This window comes from Herbaspirillum frisingense GSF30 (assembly GCF_000300975.2).
Taxonomy (GTDB): domain Bacteria; phylum Pseudomonadota; class Gammaproteobacteria; order Burkholderiales; family Burkholderiaceae_D; genus Herbaspirillum; species Herbaspirillum frisingense.
This window is the reverse complement of sequence record NZ_AEEC02000015.1, coordinates 50,678-73,489: the sequence shown is the minus strand read 5'-3', so window position 1 is coordinate 73,489 and position 22,812 is coordinate 50,678. Positions and strand designations below refer to the sequence as shown.

General features: G+C 63.1%; 21 protein-coding genes and 1 pseudogene. 11 read left to right on the top strand and 11 right to left on the bottom strand.

Features of this window, described 5'->3' with window-relative positions; translation table 11 throughout:
* Position 1: 1 nt before the first annotated feature.
* From HFRIS_RS12275 to HFRIS_RS12245, 7 genes are all read left to right on the top strand, one after another.
* Positions 2-1,342 (top strand): DUF6402 family protein, encoded by a 1,341-nt coding sequence (locus HFRIS_RS12275; RefSeq protein WP_039875485.1) that lies wholly within the window; start codon positions 2-4, stop codon positions 1,340-1,342.
* Positions 1,318-2,010: a hypothetical protein gene (locus HFRIS_RS24540; RefSeq protein WP_006463671.1), complete on the top strand. Its 693-nt coding sequence runs from the start codon at positions 1,318-1,320 to the stop codon at positions 2,008-2,010. The genes HFRIS_RS12275 and HFRIS_RS24540 overlap by 25 nt, the downstream gene beginning before the upstream one ends.
* A 335-nt stretch (positions 2,011-2,345) precedes the next feature.
* Positions 2,346-3,038 carry a hypothetical protein gene (locus HFRIS_RS12265; protein ID WP_039875524.1) on the top strand — a complete coding sequence of 231 codons (693 nt, stop codon included), beginning with the start codon at positions 2,346-2,348 and terminating at the stop codon, positions 3,036-3,038.
* A gap of 159 nt (positions 3,039-3,197) precedes the next feature.
* The gene (locus HFRIS_RS12260) at positions 3,198-3,635 is read left to right on the top strand and encodes a hypothetical protein (protein ID WP_006463669.1); all 438 of its coding nucleotides are present in this window, start codon (positions 3,198-3,200) and stop codon (positions 3,633-3,635) included.
* Between the two features lie 186 nt (positions 3,636-3,821).
* On the top strand, positions 3,822-4,775 hold the full coding sequence (locus tag HFRIS_RS12255) for a homoserine kinase (RefSeq protein WP_006463668.1): 954 nt from the start codon (positions 3,822-3,824) through the stop codon (positions 4,773-4,775).
* Positions 4,776-4,786: 11 nt separating this feature from the next.
* Positions 4,787-5,590, top strand: coding sequence for a BPSS1780 family membrane protein (locus tag HFRIS_RS12250; protein WP_006463667.1), 804 nt, complete (start codon positions 4,787-4,789; stop codon positions 5,588-5,590).
* Between the two features lie 156 nt (positions 5,591-5,746).
* Entirely contained in the window at positions 5,747-7,309 is a 1,563-nt protein-coding gene (locus tag HFRIS_RS12245) for a methyl-accepting chemotaxis protein (RefSeq protein ID WP_006463666.1), read from the top strand.
* Between the two features lie 91 nt (positions 7,310-7,400).
* Here HFRIS_RS12245 and xylB read toward each other — a convergent pair whose 3' ends face one another.
* The 7 genes and pseudogenes from xylB to HFRIS_RS12210 form a co-directional block, all read right to left on the bottom strand.
* Complete coding sequence (gene xylB, locus HFRIS_RS12240; RefSeq protein ID WP_006463665.1) at positions 7,401-8,873, bottom strand: xylulokinase; 1,473 nt, start codon at positions 8,871-8,873, stop codon at positions 7,401-7,403.
* Between the two features lie 117 nt (positions 8,874-8,990).
* On the bottom strand, positions 8,991-10,424 hold the full coding sequence (gene dalD / locus HFRIS_RS12235) for a D-arabinitol 4-dehydrogenase (protein ID WP_006463664.1): 1,434 nt from the start codon (positions 10,422-10,424) through the stop codon (positions 8,991-8,993).
* Positions 10,425-10,462: 38 nt separating this feature from the next.
* Positions 10,463-11,581: an ABC transporter ATP-binding protein gene (locus tag HFRIS_RS12230; RefSeq protein ID WP_006463663.1), complete on the bottom strand. Its 1,119-nt coding sequence runs from the start codon at positions 11,579-11,581 to the stop codon at positions 10,463-10,465.
* A gap of 53 nt (positions 11,582-11,634) precedes the next feature.
* The gene (locus tag HFRIS_RS12225) at positions 11,635-12,363 is read right to left on the bottom strand and encodes an HAD family hydrolase (RefSeq protein WP_006463662.1); all 729 of its coding nucleotides are present in this window, start codon (positions 12,361-12,363) and stop codon (positions 11,635-11,637) included.
* Positions 12,363-13,124: pseudogene (locus HFRIS_RS12220) on the bottom strand (carbohydrate ABC transporter permease); the annotation flags it as partial. The gene HFRIS_RS12225 and the pseudogene HFRIS_RS12220, both read right to left, overlap by 1 nt.
* Before the next feature lie 50 nt (positions 13,125-13,174).
* Positions 13,175-14,167 (bottom strand): carbohydrate ABC transporter permease, encoded by a 993-nt coding sequence (locus tag HFRIS_RS12215; protein WP_039875521.1) that lies wholly within the window; start codon positions 14,165-14,167, stop codon positions 13,175-13,177.
* 165 nt (positions 14,168-14,332) lie between these two features.
* Positions 14,333-15,688, bottom strand: coding sequence for an ABC transporter substrate-binding protein (locus HFRIS_RS12210; RefSeq protein WP_006463658.1), 1,356 nt, complete (start codon positions 15,686-15,688; stop codon positions 14,333-14,335).
* Positions 15,689-16,007: 319 nt separating this feature from the next.
* On the opposite strand from HFRIS_RS12210, the gene HFRIS_RS12205 reads away from it, so the two are divergent.
* Positions 16,008-16,970 carry a sugar-binding transcriptional regulator gene (locus tag HFRIS_RS12205; protein WP_006463657.1) on the top strand — a complete coding sequence of 321 codons (963 nt, stop codon included), beginning with the start codon at positions 16,008-16,010 and terminating at the stop codon, positions 16,968-16,970.
* A gap of 97 nt (positions 16,971-17,067) precedes the next feature.
* Positions 17,068-17,973: a carbohydrate kinase family protein gene (locus HFRIS_RS12200; RefSeq protein WP_006463656.1), complete on the top strand. Its 906-nt coding sequence runs from the start codon at positions 17,068-17,070 to the stop codon at positions 17,971-17,973.
* Positions 17,974-17,990: 17 nt separating this feature from the next.
* On the opposite strand, the gene HFRIS_RS12195 is transcribed toward HFRIS_RS12200, so the two are convergent.
* From HFRIS_RS12195 to HFRIS_RS12180, 4 genes are all read right to left on the bottom strand, one after another.
* Positions 17,991-18,218 carry a hypothetical protein gene (locus HFRIS_RS12195; protein WP_006463655.1) on the bottom strand — a complete coding sequence of 76 codons (228 nt, stop codon included), beginning with the start codon at positions 18,216-18,218 and terminating at the stop codon, positions 17,991-17,993.
* A gap of 48 nt (positions 18,219-18,266) precedes the next feature.
* Positions 18,267-18,767, bottom strand: coding sequence for a hypothetical protein (locus HFRIS_RS12190; RefSeq protein WP_006463654.1), 501 nt, complete (start codon positions 18,765-18,767; stop codon positions 18,267-18,269).
* A 150-nt stretch (positions 18,768-18,917) separates the two neighbouring features.
* Entirely contained in the window at positions 18,918-19,499 is a 582-nt protein-coding gene (locus HFRIS_RS12185; protein WP_006463653.1) for a TetR/AcrR family transcriptional regulator, read from the bottom strand.
* A 175-nt stretch (positions 19,500-19,674) separates the two neighbouring features.
* Positions 19,675-20,607, bottom strand: a complete 933-nt coding sequence (locus tag HFRIS_RS12180; protein WP_006463652.1) for an NADP-dependent oxidoreductase — start codon at positions 20,605-20,607, stop codon at positions 19,675-19,677.
* A gap of 117 nt (positions 20,608-20,724) precedes the next feature.
* On the opposite strand from HFRIS_RS12180, the gene HFRIS_RS12175 reads away from it, so the two are divergent.
* Complete coding sequence (locus HFRIS_RS12175) at positions 20,725-21,600, top strand: LysR family transcriptional regulator (RefSeq protein WP_006463651.1); 876 nt, start codon at positions 20,725-20,727, stop codon at positions 21,598-21,600.
* 64 nt (positions 21,601-21,664) lie between these two features.
* Entirely contained in the window at positions 21,665-22,810 is a 1,146-nt protein-coding gene (locus tag HFRIS_RS12170; RefSeq protein WP_006463650.1) for a J domain-containing protein, read from the top strand.
* The last annotated feature ends 2 nt before the right edge of the window (positions 22,811-22,812 follow it).

Here is a 22,812-nt window from a genome sequence, read left to right as displayed (position 1 = left end):
CATGGCAACGCGCAAGATTCCGTATTACCGAATGGAGTCATCCCTGATTCCATTTAGGCCGATTCGCTGGCAAGCCTATGCTGGCTCGCGCGGCTGCGTTCCGTTGTCCACCCAGACCGGCGTATCGCTGGAGCGTCCAGCACCGGGCGTCACACCACCTCCGCCACAACCCACACCACCGAAAGTCAAACTGAGCAGGCAAGCAATCAATGCCCAGAAGGAGGAGGAACGTCTGCAAAAGCACGCGGAAACGGAAGCAGCAAAAACGGAACGTAACAGCAAACCGCCGATGCAAGCTGATGAACTGGTACTGGAGGAGTGCAAAGATCCACCGGTGTTCGACCTGCAGGACATCCCTGACGCGATGGAGAAGATGGGGTGGCCGGTATCGGCCAAGTTAGCGCGGACGTGGTTTAACGCGCAAAAGCATATCTATGACAATGACCCAAATTCCGTACAGCCCTATGAAAGTACAAGTGTCACCCTCGATTGGGTACTGCGTTTCGGGAAAGTACGGGATATCTACAAAGATCTCATCGAACGGGGTATCTACAATCGGAATGGCCTGGGAAAGCTGGAACGCATCCTTTCACATCATCTCTCCACCATGTTCATCCATACCAAGGCCTTGGATCTGGATACAGGCGATTTTTTGAAGGATCTACGTCAATTCCACATCGACTGGCAATTTCAGAGGGCGTCCGTATTCAATCAGGACACCATGCAAAGCAATTTTTCCCTAACCGACCTGACCGGCTCTTTGGCAAGGTTCAATCTGTATGCCGCCATCGCCAAAGCCAGTGTCAGAGGTGACAAATATTTTCTCTATGACGATTTTAAGAAAACGAAGACATTTTGCATCAATCCAAAAGTCGAGGTGACTCATGTCTTCGTGTACATCAAAGATAGCTATTCATTTAACGATGATCCAGATGGCGTCAAATCCCAATATCTGGGTCATTGGAACAAGACCGGCATCATCATCACGCCAAAAAGCGTACTGAGTCAGGCCGTTGACGGCAGCTACAAAATAATTGGTCAGAAGAGTATCAATGTACGAACCCATTTCGGGAATTATTCAGAAGATCGATCCAAGCTTCACTCACTCTATTTCACCGACGAAGGTCTGGAATTTCTTGTTGATATACGCAAAGGTCTGTTCCAAAAGAACAGGGAGCAGGACATCTACTTTCCGATCTACAACAAGAATTTCAACGCCTGGAGAGAAAAACATGACAGGGGTGGAGATTTCATGATCTACAGCAGACCCAAACTCGTCAAACTCGACAAACCTATCCGACTCCAGTTGCAGCCCATATGCCGACCGCCAGAACCTATGTAACGAAACTTCTTCTCGGAACCGCACTCACCTCGGCATTCCTGATCGCCACGCCGGCCCTGATGATTACCCTCGCCATCGCCTTGCCCGCCTGGATGACCTCGTCACTCGGAGTCTATTTGTGGAGAATCGATCCGGATGCTCAAACAGAACTGATACGAGGAACGTTCTTGCCAATCTTGATGGTTGCGGTGATTTTCTTCTTTTGGCGGATGGAGAAATTTGGCAAGGAATTTTCTCCATCGACGAGAAAGAGGTATCGCCGGATCACCATTACATTTCTCATTCTGCTTTGCTACGTACTGAGCATTCCCATCATCAATCTATCCGGACCAAGTTACAAGAACTGCGCCGGTTATAGCGAGAAGCTTAATGGCGGTCTGAGAAAGTTCGACGACCAAACATATCGTATTGAGCTATGCGGTTCAGGTCCCGATGAAACGGGGGCCAATGATCACATAAGGCTGCGAATCTTTGATGATGAGGATGCGGTACAGGCCACCCGCTACTTCAGATTGGATTGGGACGTCAATGCAGAACGAAAATTGGAATACTCCGACCAGCACATCATCTATTTCGACCATGCTGACCAGAATGATCAAATGCAGACGATGTCCATGCCACCGTCTTCGCTCGACTGGTTGCGATCGAGGATTCCCTTGCTGGATTAAGGCCAACACATCCACACCGATTGCAGTATGAGAATAATCGGATCATCCAGTTTGACATCGACGCCAGGACGACTATGAACAGTCTTTCATCATCCCACCCAAAGCCCGAATTCCCTTGCTCGACCGAGTGATTCTCCGGTTTTCCTGCAAAGCCCTTGCCAACTCTGCCGCAGCAATGCCGCCCGGCCTCTTCATTTCTCCCCCTCCGCCCGCCATCTTTACACCGATAAGTGTAGAAACGTTCACTTTTCATCACCTTCGTACGATTTGAAAAACAAGTCGACAACTTCATGATGCACGGCACGCAAATGAACTGATTGCACGCCATCGTCGTCATGCCGGTCACCAAAGCCTACGTTATCCAACTCTTCATCGGGACGCTCTACACGCTGGCGCTGGCAGGCATGCTCATCGCCGCGCTGGTCAGCATGCCGGTGATCATTTCACCGGCGATGGGCCAGCAGCTGGGCGTGCTGCCGTGGGACCAGAATGCGCCCTCCGACACCACGCCGCTCTACTGGACCCTGGGCGTGGTGCTGGTCTGTGCGCTGGGCCTGTTCTATCGCGCGCTGACGCGCGTGGTCGCTCCGGCCAAGCCCGCGCTCAAACCCGGCTATCACGCCGTGACCCTGCTCTATCTGCTGGCCATGGCCTACGGGCTGGCAGCCACGGTGACCACCGCGTTCACACCGCACTATCGCGACTGCGGCATCTACAGCCAGAAGCTCAACGGTGGCTGGCGTCAGTATCGCGGCCAGCAGCTGCGGGTCGAACTGTGTGGTGCCGGGCCGGCCGAGCAAACCCGACAGGACCGCATCCGGCTGCGTATCTATGGGGAACGGGGCGAACTGCGGGCGCTGCGGCACTTCACCGTGCAATGGGGGCGTGACTTCCCGACCCTGCTGGAATATTCCTCCGACCACCTCAGCTACTTCGATGCCAGCGACGAAGACGATTTCACCCGGCTGGTCGCCATGCCGCCCACCCTGGGCGACTGGATCCATAGCAGGTTGCCATTGCTGGACTAGGGCCTGGGTCGCCCGCAAGTCGCCGCCAGATGGCAGAAAGGCGGCCGGATGTTGTCTTCCCGATCATTCCCGTGAAGAAACGCAGGGGCCGCACCACGATGGTTTGCTACAATGAAGAAAACAACACCATCTTTTTCCTGCATTTTTCCTGTCGATATCATGAAACCATCCAACGTCTGGTTCCAACAGTCCCTGGCCGCCGCCCTGCTGTGCGCATCGGCCAGCCTGGCTGCTCCGCTGGCTTTCGCCCAACCGGCCCCTGCCGGCCTGGCCGCCCAGCCGGCGCCGCCGCCACCCGAACTGGAAAAGCTGGAAGAAGGCGAACCGCCCGCCGTCACCATCCGCAAGCCCGGTGAAGACAGCCGCACCCAGGGCAATAGCATCAAGGAACGCCGCGACCACGGCCAGACCAAGGAAATCGAAGTCAAGTCCGGCCCCAGCACCTATTACGTGCGCCCCAACCCGCAACTGGGCGGCTCCACCCCGGGCGATGCCCAGAGCCCGCCGCCGAGCTCGGCACAATGGAAGGTCGGCGAGTTCGACTGGGGCGTCAAGAAGCCGCAGGAAGGCGATACCGACAGCACCACCAAGAAGTAATCGCTTCGCCACGATGGACGGCTGACCCTGCCGGGTTGGCCAACATCACCCCGGTCGCCCGCCGCGACCGGCCCAGGGACAGCCGATGCGGCCCTATGCCGCCGCTGTCACGCCAGTCCCGGCGGTGCCGGCAGGCGTAGTTCGGGATCCCGGTATTTCAGCAAGCTTCACATTCTCAATTTCGCCATGGCAGTCTTTACACCGGTCAGTCTGGAACAGCTCTCGGACTGGATCCAACAATTTCCGCTCGGTCGCGCACGCTCGATCAAGGGCATTTCCTCGGGCATCGAGAACAGCAACTTCTTCATCGGCACCGACAGCGGCGAATACGTCCTGACCCTGTTCGAAAAGCTGCATATCGAACAATTGCCCTTCTACCTGGAACTGATGCGCCACCTGGCGCAGCGGGGTATTCCCGTGCCGGCGCCGGTGGCCAATGACAAGGGCGCCATCGTCACCCTGCTCAACGACAAGCCGGCGGCCATCGTCAGCAAGCTGGAGGGCGAGTCCCAGCTCGATCCGCAACCGGTGCACTGCGCCGCGCTGGGCGACATGCTGGCGCGCATGCACCTGGCCGGCAAGGACTTCAAGATCCTCCAGCCCAACCTGCGCGGCCTGGCCTGGTGGCTGGAAACCACGCCCTCGGTGCTGCCTTTCCTGCCGCCCGAACTGGCCAGCCTGCTGGCCGATGAAGTGCAGTACCAGAAGGACTTCGCCGCCACCGCCGATTACCGCGCCCTGCAGCGGGGCCCGGTGCATGCCGACCTGTTCCGCAACAATGCGATGTTCGTGGGTGAGCGCCTGTCGGGCATCTTCGATTTCTATTTCGCCGGTTGCGACACCTGGCTGTTCGACCTGGCCGTGACCGTCAACGACTGGTGCGTAGACCTCGATACGGGTGCGCTGAACCTGGCCCGTGCCGAGGCCATGCTGACCGCCTACCGCGCCGTGCGTCCGTTCTCGCCGGCCGAAGGCGTGGCCTGGCAACCGATGCTGCGCGCGGCGGCCCTGCGCTTCTGGCTCTCGCGCCTGTATGACTTCTACCTGCCGCGTGAAGCAGAGATGCTCACGCCGCATGACCCCACCCATTTTGAACGCATCCTGCGTCTGCGCATCAAGGAAACGCCGCCGGCGCTGTAACCACTGGAGCTATGGAAAAGATTCCCGCACATACCGGCTGGTCCTGGGTCAAGCAAGGCTTCGCGCTGTTCCGCAAGCAGCCGGCCGAGATCTCCACGCTGTTCCTGGCCTACATGTTCCTGATGCTGGCACTGGGCATCATCCCGGTGCTGGGTCAGATGCTGCCGCTGATCCTGATCCCGCTGTTTTCGATGTCGTTCATGCAAGCCTGTGCGCAGATCGAAAAAGGCGAACGGGTCTACCCCAACCTGCTGCTGATCGCTTTCCGCAGCCCGGCCCGCAACACGCTCTTCAAGCTCGGCCTGCTCTACCTGCTGGTGGCCACGCTTGTGGTCGCGGCCTCGGCGCTGGCCGACGGCGGCACCTTCTGGAAGGCCATGATGGGAGGCGGCCTCTCCACCGAGGAACTGCAGAGCGCCGCCGGCAGCATGCGCATCGCCATGCTGGTCGCGGCTGCGCTGTACGTGCCGGCGGCCATGGCCTTCTGGTATGCGGCACCGCTGATCATGTGGCAGCAGATGCCGCTCGGCAAGGCACTGTTCTACAGCTTCTTCGCCGTGCGCCGCGCTGGTCGCGCCTTCCTGGTGTACGGCCTGGCCTGGATCGTCATCGCCATCGTCGTCCCGACCGTGATCAGCATGATCATCGCGCTGGTGAGCGGCAGCTTCACGGTGGTGTTCTTCATCCTGTTGCCGATCTCGATAATGTTGACGGTAGTCATGTACTGTTCCTTCTATCCGACCTACACTAGCGTCTTCGGAAAGCCCCGCAGAGGGCCCGACAGCCCGCATCCCGGAGACAATCCCGCCGCCTGAATCTCATCAGGCAAGGCAAGACATGCGCCAGGCTGTCGCTGCCTGGCGCAGACGGTTCCACGCGTTCGTAAGGGAGAGACGAACGCTGCCCGCCGCGCAGCTTGCGCCCGCCAGCCGGACTTTCCACACACAAGGCTTCTTACACGGGGGTAAAAGATGCGCATGAACATGCCGGTCACCGGAGAAGAGCGTCCGCTCGTCGACGGCAAGGCAATCGTTTCCAAGACCGATCTCAAGGGCAACATCACTTACGTCAATCCTTACTTCATCGAAATCAGCGGTTTCGAGGAAGAGGAATTGCTGGGTGCGCCGCAGAACCTGATCCGCCATCCCGACATGCCGGCCGAAGCCTTTGCCGACATGTGGGCCACCATCAAGGGCGGCCTGCCCTGGACCGGCCTGGTCAAGAACCGCAGCAAGAACGGCGACCACTACTGGGTGCGCGCCAACGTCACGCCCATCCGCGAGAGCGGCCAGGTGATCGGCTACATGTCAGTGCGCACCAAGCCCGAACGAGATGCCGTGGCCGCTGCCGAAAAACTGTATGCCAGCATCCGCCGTGGCCAGGCCAAGGGCATCGCCCTGCACCGTGGCGAAGTGGTGCGCACCGGTCTGGCCGGCTGGCTGGGCAAGCTGGCGCGCATGCAGCTGAACACCCGCCTGAACCTGTCCATGGGCCTGATGCTGACCATCCAGATCGCCGTGGTGATCGCCGGCATGGCGGCCCTGCATCAATGGTGGATCAGCGCCCTGGCCGCGGCCTCCGCCGTGATTTCCATCGTGCAGTGGATCGCCCTGCGCAACGCCCTCATCAAGCCCCTGCAGCAGGCGCTGGAGATCACCCACGCCATCACCGGCGGCGACCTGTCGGTGCGCATCGAAAGCCGTCGCCACGATGAACTGGGGCGCCTGCTGGCCTCGCTGCGGCAGATGAACGTGAACCTGACCGCCATCATCGGCGACGTACGCTCCAACGTGGAAACCATCACCCTGGCCACGCGCGAGATCGCCACCGGCAACATGGACCTGTCACGCCGCACCGAAGTACAGGCTTCCAACCTGGAAGAGACCGCTTCCAGCATGCATCAGCTGGCCGCCACCGTGCGCCAGAACGCCGACCACGCCGTGCAGGCCAACGACCTGGCCGGGACCGCGTCCTCCATTGCCATGCGCGGTGGTGATGCCGTGGCCAGCACCGGCACCACGATGAACGAGATCAGCGAGTCCTCGCGCAAGATCGTGGACATCATCGGTCTGATCGACAGCATCGCCTTCCAGACCAACATCCTGGCGCTCAACGCTGCAGTGGAAGCGGCACGCGCCGGCGAACAGGGGCGCGGCTTTGCCGTGGTGGCCTCGGAAGTGCGCTCGCTGGCGCAACGATCGGCAGCAGCGGCCAAGGAAATCAAGCAACTGATCGATGCCTCGGTGGAAAAGGTCGATGTCGGCAACCGTCAGGTGGAACAGGCCACCAGCACCATGCGCGACATCGTGGCATCGGTGCAGCGCGTCTCCGGCATCATGGGGGAAATCAAGGAAGCCACCCAGCAGCAGAGCGCCGGCATCAACCAGGTGCATGAAGCCATCACCCAGATGGACGCCAGCACCCAGCAGAACGCCTCGCTGGTGGAAGAAGCCGCCGCTGCCGCGGGCAGTCTGCAAGAGCAGACGGTGCGGCTGTTGCAGGCGATTTCGGTGTTCAAGTTCAACCGTCGCTGAATCAGCGAATCACTGCATCACCGTATCAAGCAACAGGCCGTTCCTGCCAGATGGGCAAGAACGGCCTGTTGCTTTTCAACGGTCGTTTTCTTCAGCCTGCGTCCCCATGCAAGGGCGCAAACGGCGCATAGATGGCGCGATAACGCTGCAAGCGCGCCTGCAAGACGGCACGCCTGCGCGGGTCCGGCTGGTACTGCGCCTGGCGGGCCGGCTTGCGGCAGACCTCCGCCTCATCGCCGCCATCGGCCAGCCAGGCCAGGCGCGCCGCACCGAGTGCGCCACCGGCTTCGCTGCCGACATGGGTGACGATGCGCACCTCCAGTGCATCGGCCAGCAACTGTGCCCAATACGGGCTGCGGGCGCCACCCCCTACCAGCGACAATTCAGCCACGTCGGTGCCGGCGGCACGCAACGCATCCAGGCCATCGACCATGCCGAAGGCCACCCCTTCCAGCACCGCGTAGCCCAATGCGGCGCGCTGGTGTTCCGGCGTCAGGCCGTGGAAGACACCGGTGGCGTAGGGATCGTTATGGGGCGTGCGCTCGCCGGACAGATAGGGCAGGAACAGCGGCGCATTGTCACGCGCTTCCTGGTCCAGCTGTTCGATCTCGGCCAGCAGGCTCTTCTCGTCCACCGAGCAGAGCCGGCAGAACCAGCGCAGGCAACTGGCGGCCGAGAGCATCACGCTCATCTGGTGCCAGCGTTGCGGCAGGGTATGGCAGAAGGCATGGATGGCACGTCCCGGATTGGGACGGAAGCGGTCGTTGACCACGAACAGCACCCCCGAGGTCCCCAGCGAGAGGAATCCATCGCCCGGCTTGACCGCACCGATCCCGACCGCGCTGGCCGCACCGTCACCGGCACCGCCAGCCACGATCACGTCCGTCGCCAGTCCCCAGCGCTGCGCCACCTCCGGCAGCAAGGTGCCGGAGACCGCACTGCCATCGACCAGCGCCGGCATCTGATCGCGGCGCATGCCGGAGGCCGCCAGCAGTTCATCGGACCAGTTGCGGCCCTCGACGTCCAGCCACAGCGTGCCGGCCGCGTCCGAGGGGTCGGAGACCTTGCACCCGGTCATCTTCAGGCGCAGCCAGTCCTTGGGCAGCAACACGGTGGCGATGCGCGCAAACAGTTGCGGTTCATGACGCGCCACCCACAACAGCTTGGGCGCGGTGAAGCCGGGCATGGCCAGGTTGCCGGCGATGCCGTGCAGGCGCGGTGCGCGGCGCGTGAGTTCAGCGCATTCGGGGGCGCTGCGCGAATCGCTCCACAGGATGGCCGGACGCAATACCTGGTCTTCTTCGTCCAGCAGCACGGCGCCATGCATCTGGCCTGACAGGCCGATGGCGCGAATGCGGCCGAAGCTCTCCTCGCCCAGTTGCGCGCGCAGCTTGTCCACGGTATCGCAGGTGGCCTGCCACCAGTCGGCCGGCGCCTGCTCCGACCAGCGCGGATGCGGGCGCGAGACGTTCAGGGTACTGCCGGCCAGCGCCAGCAGGGCGCCCTGGTCGTCGATGACCACTGCCTTCACCTCCGACGTACCCAGGTCTATCCCAAGATACATGGTGCTCCTCGTTATCGTTATGAATGTGCGGTGTGCTTGCTACGATGGCTGCGATTGCTGCAATCGCCAAGACGGTGAGCGGCAATTCTATGCCGCCTTGGGCCAGATGGGCTGCTTTTAGTTTGCCTGCCCCAGCCAGTCCTGCACGCGCTGCACACCCGCGCGCACCAGCGCCTCCAGCCTTGCATCGCCAGCCAGTTCGCCCCACAGCACCGCATCGGCGCAGAAGGCCCGCACCGGATCGGCGGCGGCCAGCATGCTGCGCACCGCCGCCGGGTCGAAGATGCCGTCCTGGTATTCATACGACAACTGCCCGGCATTCCAGCGCTGCAGAAACACCAGGAACAGCGCCGGCAACATGGCGGTTGCCTGGGGATCGCGGCCGGCGTTCAGGCTCTCCTGCAGGGTCGGGCGGATGAAACCGGGAATCTTGGAATAACCATCCGCGGCCACACGCTGGTTGGTGTCCTGGATGGCCGGGTTGGAAAAGCGCGCCAGGGTGGTATCGCGATAGGCTGCCAGATCGATGGGGCTGGGTGTGAGACAGGGGATCACGTCCTGCGTCACGTAGTCGTAGGCCATCTGGCGGATGTCGTCGCGCAGCGTCCCTTCGTGGATGTACTGCAGGCCCGCCAGGGTGCCGGCCCAGGCGATGCAGCTATGGCTGGCGTTGAGGATGCGGATCTTGGCCTCTTCATAGGGCAGCACCGATTGCACCATCTCCACGCCCGCCTCTTCCAGGCGTGGACGACCGGCCTTGAAATCATCCTCGATCACCCATTGGATGAAGGACTCGCCCATCAGCGCGCAGGGGTCATCGATGCCGGTGACCTCCCTCACGCGTTGCGCCACGGCCGGCGTGGGGCGCGGCGTGATGCGATCGACCATGGCGTTGGGGCTGGTGGTATGTGCCTCCATCCACTGTGCCAGCGTGCTCTCGCCACGCAGGTTCAGGAACTGGCGCAGGCCATCACGGAAGCGCTCGCCGTTGTGGCGCAGGTTGTCGCAGTTCAGCAGCGTCAGCGCCGCGTGCGGATGCGCCTGGCTGCGTGCCTGCAGGATGGCAGCAATGGCGCCATAGATGGTGCGCGGCGTACCGCTGCCATCGAGGGCGCAACGCAGGTCATCGGCCAGGTCGGCATTGGCGGTGTCGAGCCGGTGCTGGTGGTCCAGGTAGTAACCGCCTTCGGTGACGGTGAAGGAGATGATGCGGGTACGCTCTTCGGCGCCGGCTGCGATCAGCTGGGTGAGCCTGTCGTCCCAGGGCAGGATGCGGCCGATGGAGGCGATGCGCTGGTAGCTGCGCTCGCCCTGGGGCGTGACGGTTTCCAGCGTGTACTGACCTTGCTGGCGTGCCAGCGCCTCCAGCAGCGGCCCCATGTCGGCACGGATATTGGCCAGCGCCAGTTGCCAGCGGCGGTCGGCGCCGCTCTCACGCAGGGCGTTCAGGTAAACCGCCTGGTGGGCGCGATGGAAGGAGCCGGCGCCGATATGCAGCCAGGTCAGGCTGTCGGCGGCGTCCTGCTCGGTGGAGGTGGCGGTGCGGGTCATGCCGTGTCCTTGTCGATGAGGTGAAGAAGGCGAAGGGTTCAATGGGTGCGCGGGGCGCTCACGCTGGAAGCCAGGCGCGGCAGGGCTTGGCCGTCGGCGCCGAACAGGTGGCAGCGGGCCGGATCGGCCGCCAGCTGGAGCACGCTGCCGTGCGGCGGATCGAGGCTGTCCGGCACGCGCAGGATGAGCGCATCATCGCTGCCCTCGTAGGCCGCGTAGAGGTAGGAAAAATCACCCAGCAGTTCCAGCGCCGTGCAGCGTGCCTGCAGCGCCGCCTGCCCCTGCGCAATATTGAGATGCTCGGGCCGCACGCCCAATGTGACCTTCTGCCCGACCTGCAGGCTGCTGCCATCCACCGACGCCCACTGCAGTCCGCCTGCAGGAAGTTGCACCTGCACGCCGTCGGCCTGGACGGTCGCGACCGTGCCGTCGATGAAATTCATCTTGGGCGAACCGATGAAGCCAGCCACGAAACGGTTGGCCGGATGGTGATACAACTGCTGGGGTGAGCCGACCTGTTCGATGCGACCCTCGGAGAGCACGACGATCTTGTCGGCCAGGGTCATGGCCTCGATCTGGTCGTGGGTCACGTAGATCATGGTGGTCTTGAGGTCGTCATGCAGCTTGGCGAACTCCAGGCGCATCTTCACCCGCAGCGCCGCGTCCAGGTTCGACAGCGGCTCGTCGAACAGGAACACGCTGGGCTGGCGGGTGATGGCGCGGCCGATGGCCACGCGCTGGCGCTGGCCGCCGGAAAGCGCACGGGGCTTGCGATCCAGCAGGTGGTCGATGTGCAGGATCTTGGCGGCGTGCTGAACGGCGGCATCGATCTCGGCCTTGGACTTGCCGGCGATCTTCAGGCCGAAGGCCATGTTGTCGTACAGGCTCATGTGCGGATACAGCGCATAGGACTGGAACACCATCGCCACCCCGCGCTTGGAGGCCGGCACGTCGTTCATGCGGCGGGTGCCGATGTCGAGGTCGCCGTCGCTGATCTCTTCCAGCCCCGCGATCATGCGCAGCAAGGTCGACTTGCCGCAGCCGGAAGGGCCGACGAAGACGACGAATTCGCCATCCTCGATTTCCAGGTTGATGTCGCGCATGACTTCGTTGTCTTCATAGCGCTTGGCCAGGTTCCTGATGCTCACTGCTGCCATGTCTCTCTCCTCGGGGTCTCTTGTTGTGGGTCTGCTGATCTGTAGGCCGTGCTTCAGCGCAGCCAGATCAATTCACAGATCAGTTGCGGGAACTGCTTCATGTCCTCGAATACCTGATGCGCGCCGGCCTCGCGCAGGCGCCGTGCCATCGCCTTGCGGTCGTGCGCCACGCCGGTGAAGCCCAGCACATGCATGCCGGCCGCCACGGCGGCGCGCACGCCGGTGACGCTGTCGTCGATGGCCACGCAGCGCGCCGGATCGACGCCGAAGCCGGCGGCAGCGGCCAGGTACACATCCGGCGCCGGCTTGGGATGGGCCACATCGTGGCCGCTGTAGATACGGCCGGCAAATTGCGAGTACAGGCCGCAGCGCTTCAGGCCGGCTTCGATGCGCGGTGCATCGCTGTTGCTGGCCACGGCGCGCGGCAGCCGGATCGCCTGCAGGGCTTCGACGATGCCCGGCACCGGCTGCGCCTGTTCGCTGCAGGCCAGCGCCACGGTGGCGTGGATGCGCTCCATCTGTGCCGCTTCCAGACCCAGTTCGAACTCCAGGTCCACTTCCGAGAGCAGCACATCGGTGTACATGCCCAGCCGGTTGGCGATGGCGTCGTGCAGCACCTGGCTGCGCTGTTCCTGCAGAGTGGGCGCTTCGTCGGCGTCGGGCCAGGCCGGCAGCAGCGGCAGCAGTTCGCGATGCAGCACGCCCAGGGCGATGCTCTCGCTGTCCAGCAACACGCCGTCGCAGTCGCAGATGAGATGGGTCACTGCCTGACGCGTCATCATCACTTGACCGCTCCGAAGGTCAGGCCCCGCACCAGTTGCTTCTGCGCCAGCCAGCCCAGCGCCATGATGGGCGCAATCGCCAGCAGCGAGGCGGCCGACAGCTTGGCCCAGAACAAGCCCTCGGGATTGGAATAGGAGGCGATGAACACCGTCAGCGGCGCCGCATTGACGCTGGTCAGGTTGAGGCTCCAGAAGGCCTCGTTCCAGGACAGGATGATCAGCAGCAGGGCTGTCGAGGCCAATCCCGGCATGGCGGTAGGCAGGAGCAGGTAGATCATTTCCTGCCAGGCATTGGCGCCATCGATGCGGGCCGCTTCCAGGATTTCCTTGGGCACGTCATTGAAGTAGGTGAAGGCCATCCACACCGCGATGGGCAGGTTGATCAGGGTATAGATGATCGTCAGGCCGCTGACCGTGTCGAGCATGCCGGTGTTCTTGGCCAGCAGGTAGATCGGGATCAGCACGCCCACGGCCGGCATCATCTTGGTCGAGAGCATCCACAGCAGCAGCTTCTGGGTGCGCCCGGTCGGGAAGAAGGCCATCGAGTACGCCGCCGGCACCGCCAGCAGCAGCGACAGCACGGTCGAACCGAGCGAGACGATCAGCGAGTTCTGCACATAGGCCAGGTAGTTGCTGCGGCTGAAGACTTCACGGAAGGTATCCAGCGTGGGCAGGAACACCAGCGAAGGCGTATAGGCCTGGGCCTCGGTCTTGAAGGCTGTCACCGCCACCCAGAAGATGGGGAAGAACAGCACGATGGCGCAGGCCCAGCCCAGCACGGCCACCCACAGGGGGCTTTTCTTTTGATCGCTCATTTTTCGTTGACTCCCTTGAGGTTCCTGGCCAGCATGCGCACCAGGAAGAACGAGACGATATTGGCCAGCACCACGGCGAAGATGCCGCCGGCCGAGGCAATGCCGATATCGAACTGCTGCAGGCCGATGGCATAGACCAGGAAGGTCAGGTTGGTGGTCGCCGTACCGGGACCGCCTGCCGTGGTGGTGAAGATCTCGGCAAACACCGAGAGCAGGAAGATGGTCTCGATCATGATCACCACCGTGATGGCGCGCTTCAGGTGCGGCAGCACGATGTAGAAGAAGATGCGCACCGGACCGGCACCATCGAGCTGGGCGGCTTCCTTCTGGTCGCTGTCCAGCGACTGCAGCGCGGTCAGCAGGATCAGGAAGGCGAAGGGAATCCACTGCCAGGCCACGATGATGATGACCGACAGCATCGGGTACTCGGCCAGCCAGTCGATGGGCTCCAGTCCCAGGTGCCGCATGACATAGGCCAGGATGCCGTAGACCGGGTGCATGATCATGTTCTTCCAGATCAGTGCGGCCACGGTGGGCATGACGAAGAAGGGGCCGATCACCAGCAGGCGCGCGATGCCGCGACCACGGAAAGGCTGGTCGAACAGCACCGCCAGGAGAGTGCCCCCGATGACGCTGATGGCCAGCACCGAGCCGATCAGGAGCGCCGTATTGCCGATGGAGGGCCAGAAGGCCGGATCCTCCAGCAGGAAGACATAGTTTTCCAGTCCGACGAAGCCGGTCTGGTCGGGGGCCATCAGGTTATAGCGATTGACGGAAAAATAGATCGTCATCACCAGCGGCACGATCATCCACGCCAGCAGGATCAGCACCGACGGGGCCTGCATCAGGCGAATGGGATTGAAGCGTTCCTTGCGCGGAGGACTTTTCTGCCGCGGGCGCGGAAGTGACTTGGATGGACTCTGCATCATGGTGCTCGTGGGCGGCGCGCCGGTGGCGGGCGACGCAGGGGTGGAGTGGATCGTGGGCATGACGGCCTCGGCTTCGGTCGGACCGTCATCCACGCTGGGTGGAGACGGCCGGGAGGACCAGGCGGCAGGCATGTCCCGGTGCTTTACCGGACATGCCGCCGCAACGACAGGAACCACGGCAGGGGCGACGGCGTGCTGCCTGCCCGCTTGCCGGGGGCTTGCTCTTTACTTGATGTAACGACCTTGGCGCATCATCCGCACCGCCTGTGCCTGGGCGGCATCAAGCGCAGCGTCCGAGCTGGTCTTGCCAGCCAGTGCACCGGCGATGGCCTGCCCGGTCACGGTACCGATGGACTGGAACTCGGGAATGGTCGCGAACTGCACACCGGTATAAGGCACTGGCTTCAAGGTCGGCTTGTTGGCGTCCGCGGTCTGGATGGCATCCAGCACGAAGTCCGAGAAGGGCGAGACCTTCTTGTACTCGGCCGAGGCATAGGTGGAGGTGCGGGTACCCGGCGGCACCAGCGCCCAGCCGGAATCCTTGGCGACCAGGTTGATATATTCCTTGGAGGTAGCCCAGGCGGCGAACTTCTTGGCCGCTTCCTGCGACTTGGAAGACTTCGGCACGGCCAGCGACCAGATCCACAACCAGTGCGAACCCTTGTCGGTGGCCTGTACCGGCGAGGGTGCGAAGGCGGTCTTGTCGGACACCTTGGAATCCTTGCCGTGGTAGAGCATGCCGGCGGCGACCGTGGCATCGACCCACATGCCGCACTTGCCGCTGGAGAACAGCACCAGGTTTTCATTGAAGCCGTTGGAGCTGGCGCCCGGCGGACCGTACTTGCGCAACAGGTCGACGTAGAAGGCGACCGACTTCTTCCACTCCGGCGAGGACAGTTGCGGCTGCCATTGCTCGTCGAACCAGCGGCCACCCCAGGCATTGGCCATGGTGGTGATGATGGCCATGTTCTCGCCCCAGCCTGCGCGGCCGCGCAGGCAGATGCCATAGACGCCCTTGGCCGGGTCGTGCAGTTGTGCGGCCAGCTTGCCGATCTGGTCCCAGGTCGGACGCTCGGGCATGGTCAGCTTCTTCTGCTCGAACAGGTCCTTGCGATAGTAGGTCATCGAGCTTTCGGCGTAGAACGGCAGCGCATACAGCTTGCCATCGACCGACAGGCCTTCGCGCACCGGCTTGATCAGGTCGGCTTCATCGTAGTCGGCCGGCAGGCCGCTCATCGGCGCCAGCCAGCCCTTCTTGGCCCAGATCGGCGCTTCATAGGCACCGATGGTCATCAGGTCGAACTGGCCGCTGTTGGTAGCGATATCGGTGGTCAGGCGCTGGCGCAGCACGCTCTCTTCCATCGTGACCCAGCGCAGCTTGATGTCGGGATTGGCCTTCTCGAACTGCGGCGCCAGCTTCTGCAATTCGATCATGTCGGGGTTGTTGATCGAGGCGATGTTCAGCGTCACCGGCTCGGCCTGGACCAGACCGGTGGCGAACAGTGCGGAAATTGCCGCAGCGGCCAGGTTGAAGCGAACACGGGTGATGCCGGACGCACGGGTGCGCGCGAGTTTGGACATGCTTGTCTCCGAATGTTATGTGCCGCCGTGCACGTTTCTTCCTGGGTGGCAGCGGCGGTGAGGCCGGTGCTGACGTGCAGGTTGGGCGGTTGTTGTGAACGACGTTGAGCAAATATTATTTTTATGGGCAAATATTCATCGATTCTCGAATTCGTGTCAAGCATTTGCTTTTCAATTGAGCAATTGCCCATACTAGATGCTCATGACGGGAGCAAAGGCCGTAAAATGGCAGCCCATCGGGAAGACCCCGCACCACCCCACAACCAGATAAGACAGCACAAGCCGGGCGCCGCATGCGCCGGTGGCTGGCGAGGAGAACATGTCTAGCAGCGCATCCAAACTGGATCTGGCGGCGCGTGCCGCGTGGATGTACTACGTGGCCGGCAACACCCAGAACGAAATCGCCGAACGGCTCGGCATCTCGCGCCAGATGGCGCAGCGCATGGTGGCCTATGCGGCCGATGCCAATCTGGTGAAGGTACAGATCACGCACCCCGTCTCTTCCTGCCTGGAACTGGCACAGGGGCTGCAGCAGCGCTACGGGCTGGAGGTCTGCCGCGTGGTGCCGGGCGCCGGTGGCGCCGACAATCCCAACGAATCGCAGGAAGTGCAGCAGATGCTGGCCGTGGCCGGCGCCGAGCTGATGGAGCAGATGCTCAGTTCGGAGGCCCCACTGGTGGTCAACGTGGGCTCCGGGCGGACGCTCAAGGCGGCCATCGAACGCCTGTCCGAACTGGAAAGACCGCAGCACCAGATCGTTTCCATGATCGGCGCGTTTGCCTCGGACGGCTCGGCCAATCGCTACGACGTGGCGCTGCAGGCCGCCGAAAAGCTGGGCGCGCGCTTCTACCTGCTGCCCGCACCCCGCGTGGCCGAGAGCGAGCGTGACCGCCAGCAATGGTGCAACCACCGGGCCTACAAGATCGTGACCGGTCTGGCCGAACGCGCCGACGTGACCTTCCTGGGCATCGGTACGATTGCCCTGCAGGGGGCCATGCACGAGGACGGTTTCATCGACGATGAAGAAGTCGCCGAGCTGCAGCGCCAGGGTGCGGTGGGCGAAATGATCTGCCACGCCTTCGACGTCGACGGCCGGATGCTGTCGTCATCGCTGTCCTCGCGGGTGACCACGCCCCTGCTGACGGCCAGGCCACAGCGCCCGGTGATTGCCCTCTCCGGCGGCAGCAAGAAGGCCGAGGCGGTGCGTGCCGCCCTGCGCGGCGGCTGGCTCACCGGGCTGGTGACCGATGAGGTTTGTGCACGTCACGCCTTGCAGGACTGAATGGTTTCACCCTGGTGGCTATGGTCTGCCCCTGACCCTGCAAGGCCATCATTACCATCGATAGCATCAATAACAACGATCCGAACGGAGACCCAGCATGACCCGACCTGCCGCATTCGTCGTCTTCGGCGAAGCCCTGACCGATTTCATCCGCCAGCCTGATGGCCAGTGGCGCGCCATTCCCGGCGGGGCCTGCTGGAACGTGGCACGCGCCGCCGCGCGGCTGGGCGTGGCCACCGGCTACGCCGGCAGCGTCAGTACCGATGTGTTCGGCGCCGAGCTGTATGCCCTGACGCAGCAGGCCGGTCTGGACATGCGTTTCACCCAGCAGCACGCCAAGGCCCCCCTGCTGGCGATGGTGACCTCCACCACGCCCCCGGATTATTTTTTCATCGGCGATGACAGCGCTGACCTGCATTTCGACCCTGCCCAATTGCCGTCCGGCTGGCTAGACGAGGCGCAGATACTGCACTTCGGCTGCATCAGCCTGGCCCGCGAACCGCTGGCCTCGCGGCTGCTGCAGATTGCCCGGGAAGCCGCCGGGCGCGGCAAGAAGATCGCCTTCGACCCGAACTGGCGCAAGCTGATGGACCAGCCCGCCTATCACGCGCTGTTGCGGGAGCTGCTATCGCTGTCGCATTACGTCAAGGTCTCCGATGAAGACCTGGAACGTCTTTTCCCGGGTGACGGCAATGCTCTGGCGACCCTGCAGGCGCTGGCGCCACAGGCTGAAGTGCTGCTGACGCTGGGCGTACAGGGAATGCGATGGATCAAGGGGGAACAGATCATCGACCAGCCCGCCTATCGTGTCGAGGTGGTCGACACCGTGGGCTGTGGCGATGCCTCCATGGGGGGCTGGATTGCCAGCCAGCTGCGCCAGCCGGATGCACCGGCGCAGATGCACCTGCAATGCGCGGCTGCTGGTGCGTCCATTGCCGCCTCCAAGGCGGGCGCCTATGCCGCGACCTGGGAAGAAGTACAGGCCATGATCGCCCGCGGCTGAGGGCAGCTGAGGCCGGCTTAGCGCTGGCGGGCCACGCTCTCGCGCAGGTTCTGCGCGAACTCGTCGTCACCCTCCACCGGCGCCGTCTTTGCCAGATGCAACCGCCGTCGCCGCTCTCCCGCCTGGAACTCGGAATGTATTCGCCAGAGTTCCAGGTGGCGGAAATAGGTCACGCCGCTATCGACCCGTCTTACCGGGCCGACCGGGTCCACAGGCAGCACTGCCGTCACGGGATTTCGGGCCATATCCTCTGCTCCAATGTCATGCCGGCACCGTGGCCGGCGCGGTGTCGATTACGATACCATCCCTGCGCGGGACTGCGCCTGGCGGCGCAGCGCGATCACCTGTGCAGTGACACCCACCAGCAGCACCAGCAGCAACACGCCCTGCGCACCCAGGAGCAGCGGCGACTTCAGGTCGGTGACGAAAGGATGTCCGTCCGGGACCCGGCGCAGGGTTTCCGACACCGCCGGCACCAGCAGCAGGAACACCGTCACGGACAAGGCGATGGTCTCGACATACCGCGCCAGACGCCCCAGCCATGATGCAGCAAAGCTCATCCCGAAGCCCAGCAGCAGGAACACCAGCGTCAGCACCGCGATGAAGTTGCTTTCCGGTCGCTTCGCCACCAGGAATACCGTCAGGGCACCCACAAGCATGGAGACGAAATAGATCGCCCCCGGCACCGAACGCGCACGGATGCGCCCGTAGCGGGCGAGCATGTAGATGGCCAGCGGAATGGCCGGCAGGCTGCCGATCGTGTGGACCCAGCCCAGGGATGAGATACCGAACATTGCATTTCCTTTTCGTTGTAGTTGATCAAACATTGCCGGTCACCCGGCTCGGCAATCACAAGTCCTACCTACTAATTGGTAGGCTTTGTGATCAAAAAAAGGGGACGCAAAATCCCTCGCGTCCCGTGTGCTCAGTGCTTCCTGGCGCGCTCAGGCCACCGCCAGGCGCTGCAGCATGGGATGCACGATGACCCCGAACATCTTGGGATCGTCATAGGCCCTGGCCGACAGCATGGCGCCATGGATGGTCGCCAGGAAGCGTTCGGCCTCCACCCGGGGCGCATCGGTCAAGCGCAGGCTGCCCTGGCGTTGGCCGCGCTCCAGTACCGACTCCAGCCACAGCGCAAAGAACCTGAAGTGCGCCTTGACCTCCATGGCGATCTCCTGCGGCAGCATGGGCATCTCGGCGGCCAGCATGGCGCACACGCAGAAGGCAGACTCAGGCTGGGTCATGCAGCTTTCCCAGTAACCCGCATAGGCGCGCAACTGGGCAAGCGGGTCGGTGATGTTGCGCTCCATGGCGGCCACGCCATCCTGCGCCGCGTCGCGGTATTGCCGCACCAGCGTCTGCACCAGTACCGCCTTGCTGGCGAAGTGATGATGGATGCTGGCATTGCGGATGCCGATGACCTTGCCGATGTCGGCATAGCTGAAACCGTTGTATCCACCGGCCACCAGCAAGGCCTGGGCGCATTGAAGAATCTTTTCGGAAGTGGTGGGAGCGCTATTCATGGACGCAGTCTACCTTCTAGTAGGTAGCTACGCAAGCAGATAAGCGTATCCTGTTGCGAACAAGGTGGAAATTCCCTGTGGACAAGATGAACTGCGGCCGGGTGCGGCGTCCGGCCGTCTTCAACTTGCTTTTCGACAATCGCCGCATCAATGCGGGAAGTGTGCAAGCGGTGTCCTAGCGCAGGAAATCCACCACCGTCTTGCCCATTTGCGGCAATGTGCGGCTGCGTTCGATGGCGGCCGGCAAGTCCTCGAAGGGGACCACCGCTGCGACCTGGGACTGCAGACGACCCGCCGCCACCTGACGGGCGATATCGGCCAGGCGGACAGCGTCCGGCTGGTTCATGAACCACAGGCCGCGACGGCCCGCCGGGGTGCTGGCGAGGATGGCGGGGGAAGCGGTACTGACGATGACGCCGTCCTCGGCCAGTACACCCCAGGAACGCGCCAGGGTGTCGCCGCCGACGTAGTCGAGTACCAGATCGATATCCCTGACCAGGGCCTCGAACTGGGAGGTCTGGTAATCGATGACGTGATCGGCGCCCAGGCCGTGCACATAGTCGGCATGGCTGCCCAGGGCGGTGGCGCTGACATGGGCGCCGGCCTGGTGGGCAAACTGCACCGCAAAGCCACCCACGGCACCGGCCGCACCGTGGATCAGGATGCGCTGGCCAGCCTTGAGCGGACCGGCCAGATGCAGGCTCTGCCAGGCCGACACGGCCGCCACCGGCAAGGCCGCGGCCTGCACCATGCTCAAACCCTCGGGCAGCACAGCCAGCTTGTCGGCATCGACCGCAACCAGATCGGCATAGGCACCCAGGCCGCCCAGCGGCCCCATGACGCGGTCGCCCACCTTGAACAGGCTGACGTCACTCCCGACCTGCTCCACCACGCCGGCCAGCTCGATGCCGAGCACGGCGGGCAGTGGCAGCGGAAAGGCATCCTTGACGTAGCCTTCGCGCACTTTCCAGTCCAGGGCATTGACGCCGGCGGCATGCACGCGCACCAGCACTTGTGCGGGACCGGCGACGGGTGCCGGGAGATCGGCGATGCGGACCGTATCCGGGCCGCCGTATTGCATCAGTTGCAGGGAACGAATGGTGTTCATGGTGTGGCTCCTTGTGGGTAAGTGACTGCGGTGGGTTGATGGAACACACGATAAGTCGTTTCATGATCGGAACACAGACGATAGAATCGAGACCCACCGGATCATTTTTGAGACACCATGGATATCAACGCCCTCGTCGATCTACAGCTGGTCGCCACCCACGGCAGCTTCGGCCGCGCCAGCCGGGAAAGTGGCCGCGCCAAGGCCACCTTGTCACGCCGGGTGGCCGATCTTGAACAGGAACTGGGCGTGCGCCTGGTCGAACGCGGCACGCAACGGCTCACGTTGACGACTGCCGGCCAGCTGCTGCTCCAGCGCAGTGAGGGTCCGCTACGCGAAATCGAAGAGGCCATGACCCAGGCCAGCGAAGGCAGCACCGCGCCACGCGGTCGCTTGCGCATTGCGGCACCGCTGGTGTTCTCGCAGCTGGCGCTGGGGCGGTTGTCGGCCTTGTTCCGGGCGCAGTATCCGCAAGTGGAGCTGGAGGTAGTCGCAGAAGACCGCATGGTGGACCTGGTGCAGGAGCATTTCGACCTCTGCATCCGCATCAATCCTGATGAAGACAGCCATCTGGTCGGACGCTGCTTCGCCCGTGACAGCCTGGTGCTGGTGGCCGCGCCCACGCTGCCCATGCCGCGTACGCGGACGGGCCAGACGCAGACCGTCCCGGCCGTGGTGATGCCGAACTACCGCGATGGGGATGTGTGGTCGCTGCGCCAAGGCAAGCTGCTGATCGCACCACAACCGGTGCTGCGCCTGTCGTCATTGATGATGGTCAAGGATGCCGTCTGCGCCGGTGCAGGCGCAGCGCTGCTGCCGTGGTCGGTAGCCGGAACGCTGGTGCAGAGCGGCCAATTGAAGCGATGGGGTGAGATGGGCAACGAAGTCGAACTCTGGGTGCTGCATACCTCGCGCCGCCTGCAGAGTCCAAAGGTACGGGCCTTCGTCGAATTCCTGTGCGCCCAGTATCCGGATGGTCGCTTCATCACTTGACGCAGGCGGGACAGGCTCCAAAAAACTGGCCCTATAATCCTGCACCGCTCACCATCGCATTCCCATGAAGAAGCCAGCACCACATACCGTCAGCATCGTCGACGGCCAAACCGCCACCCGGCTGTCGCCCGCGCAGCAGAGTTTCAACACGCTCATCGACGAGATCGGCAAGCGCCGCGCCCGCTTGCAGGAGTGGGAAACTGCAAGCGACGAATTCCACAAGAAATATTCCGCCCACTACCTGCCACTGGAGCAGGAACTGCTGGGCCTGAAGCGACAGGCGGTCTACCGCCTGCACGACGCCTGGTCGCACAAGGCACTGGGCAAGGGTGAGCGCATCACCCTGTCCGCCCTCATCGCCGACATGGCGCAGGCGCTGCTGCAGCGGGGCGACGATACCGAGCTGGCGCTGATCTACCAGCAGCACGGCAGGCAGGATGAGGTGGACGAGGTGGATGAAGCGAAGGACATCGCGCCGTCCCCGAATGCACCAGGGTCAGCAGCAGAACCGCAAGAGCGGGAAGACGCGGCCGCGGCCGACGACGACTTCACCAGCGGTACGCCCGAGGAAATCATGCAGCGCATGGAAGCCATGCTGGAGCGCCAGGAGCGGGAGCGCATGGCAGCCGCGCAGCAGCGCGATGCGCAACGTGCCAGCCGCAAAAAGCCGCCCAGGCAGCGCGCCGCCGAACAACAGCAGCAAGCACAGCGCATCGAACTGAGCCAGTCCATCCGCGCGGTCTATCGCCGATTGGCCAGCGCCCTGCACCCCGACCGCGAACCCGACGAGGCCGAGCGCGCCCGCAAGACCACGCTGATGCAGCAGGTCAACCAGGCCTATGAAAAGAATGACTTGCTCAAGCTTCTGGAGCTGCAGCTGGAACTGGAACACATCGGCCAACACACACTGGACACGGTGAGCGAAGCGCGGCTGGCCCATTACAACCACATCCTGCAGGAGCAGCTCACCGAACTGGATCAGGAAATCGCCCACGTCGAGCGCCAATTCAGGCGCGCCTATGGCCTGGCATCCCAGGCAAGGCTGACGCCGGAAAAGATAATGCGCTACCTCAACCGGGGCATCACGGCGCTACGCCAGGAAGGCCAGGACCTGCGCGCCGCGCTGGCGGCGTTCGGGGATATCGAACAGGTCCGGGCCTGGCTGAAACACGCGCGACGTCAGCGCGCGCAGGGCTGGGAAGACCTGTGATC

Coding starts and splice junctions, on each gene's coding strand:
- HFRIS_RS12275 (WP_039875485.1), top strand. CDS start 2: ATGGCAACGCGCAAGATTCCGTATTACCGAATGGAGTCATCCCTGATT.
- HFRIS_RS24540 (WP_006463671.1), top strand. CDS start 1,318: ATGCCGACCGCCAGAACCTATGTAACGAAACTTCTTCTCGGAACCGCA.
- HFRIS_RS12265 (WP_039875524.1), top strand. CDS start 2,346: ATGCCGGTCACCAAAGCCTACGTTATCCAACTCTTCATCGGGACGCTC.
- HFRIS_RS12260 (WP_006463669.1), top strand. CDS start 3,198: ATGAAACCATCCAACGTCTGGTTCCAACAGTCCCTGGCCGCCGCCCTG.
- HFRIS_RS12255 (WP_006463668.1), top strand. CDS start 3,822: ATGGCAGTCTTTACACCGGTCAGTCTGGAACAGCTCTCGGACTGGATC.
- HFRIS_RS12250 (WP_006463667.1), top strand. CDS start 4,787: ATGGAAAAGATTCCCGCACATACCGGCTGGTCCTGGGTCAAGCAAGGC.
- HFRIS_RS12245 (WP_006463666.1), top strand. CDS start 5,747: ATGCGCATGAACATGCCGGTCACCGGAGAAGAGCGTCCGCTCGTCGAC.
- xylB (WP_006463665.1), bottom strand. CDS start 8,873: ATGTATCTTGGGATAGACCTGGGTACGTCGGAGGTGAAGGCAGTGGTC.
- dalD (WP_006463664.1), bottom strand. CDS start 10,424: ATGACCCGCACCGCCACCTCCACCGAGCAGGACGCCGCCGACAGCCTG.
- HFRIS_RS12230 (WP_006463663.1), bottom strand. CDS start 11,581: ATGGCAGCAGTGAGCATCAGGAACCTGGCCAAGCGCTATGAAGACAAC.
- HFRIS_RS12225 (WP_006463662.1), bottom strand. CDS start 12,363: ATGATGACGCGTCAGGCAGTGACCCATCTCATCTGCGACTGCGACGGC.
- HFRIS_RS12215 (WP_039875521.1), bottom strand. CDS start 14,167: ATGCCCACGATCCACTCCACCCCTGCGTCGCCCGCCACCGGCGCGCCG.
- HFRIS_RS12210 (WP_006463658.1), bottom strand. CDS start 15,688: ATGTCCAAACTCGCGCGCACCCGTGCGTCCGGCATCACCCGTGTTCGC.
- HFRIS_RS12205 (WP_006463657.1), top strand. CDS start 16,008: ATGTCTAGCAGCGCATCCAAACTGGATCTGGCGGCGCGTGCCGCGTGG.
- HFRIS_RS12200 (WP_006463656.1), top strand. CDS start 17,068: ATGACCCGACCTGCCGCATTCGTCGTCTTCGGCGAAGCCCTGACCGAT.
- HFRIS_RS12195 (WP_006463655.1), bottom strand. CDS start 18,218: ATGGCCCGAAATCCCGTGACGGCAGTGCTGCCTGTGGACCCGGTCGGC.
- HFRIS_RS12190 (WP_006463654.1), bottom strand. CDS start 18,767: ATGTTCGGTATCTCATCCCTGGGCTGGGTCCACACGATCGGCAGCCTG.
- HFRIS_RS12185 (WP_006463653.1), bottom strand. CDS start 19,499: ATGAATAGCGCTCCCACCACTTCCGAAAAGATTCTTCAATGCGCCCAG.
- HFRIS_RS12180 (WP_006463652.1), bottom strand. CDS start 20,607: ATGAACACCATTCGTTCCCTGCAACTGATGCAATACGGCGGCCCGGAT.
- HFRIS_RS12175 (WP_006463651.1), top strand. CDS start 20,725: ATGGATATCAACGCCCTCGTCGATCTACAGCTGGTCGCCACCCACGGC.
- HFRIS_RS12170 (WP_006463650.1), top strand. CDS start 21,665: ATGAAGAAGCCAGCACCACATACCGTCAGCATCGTCGACGGCCAAACC.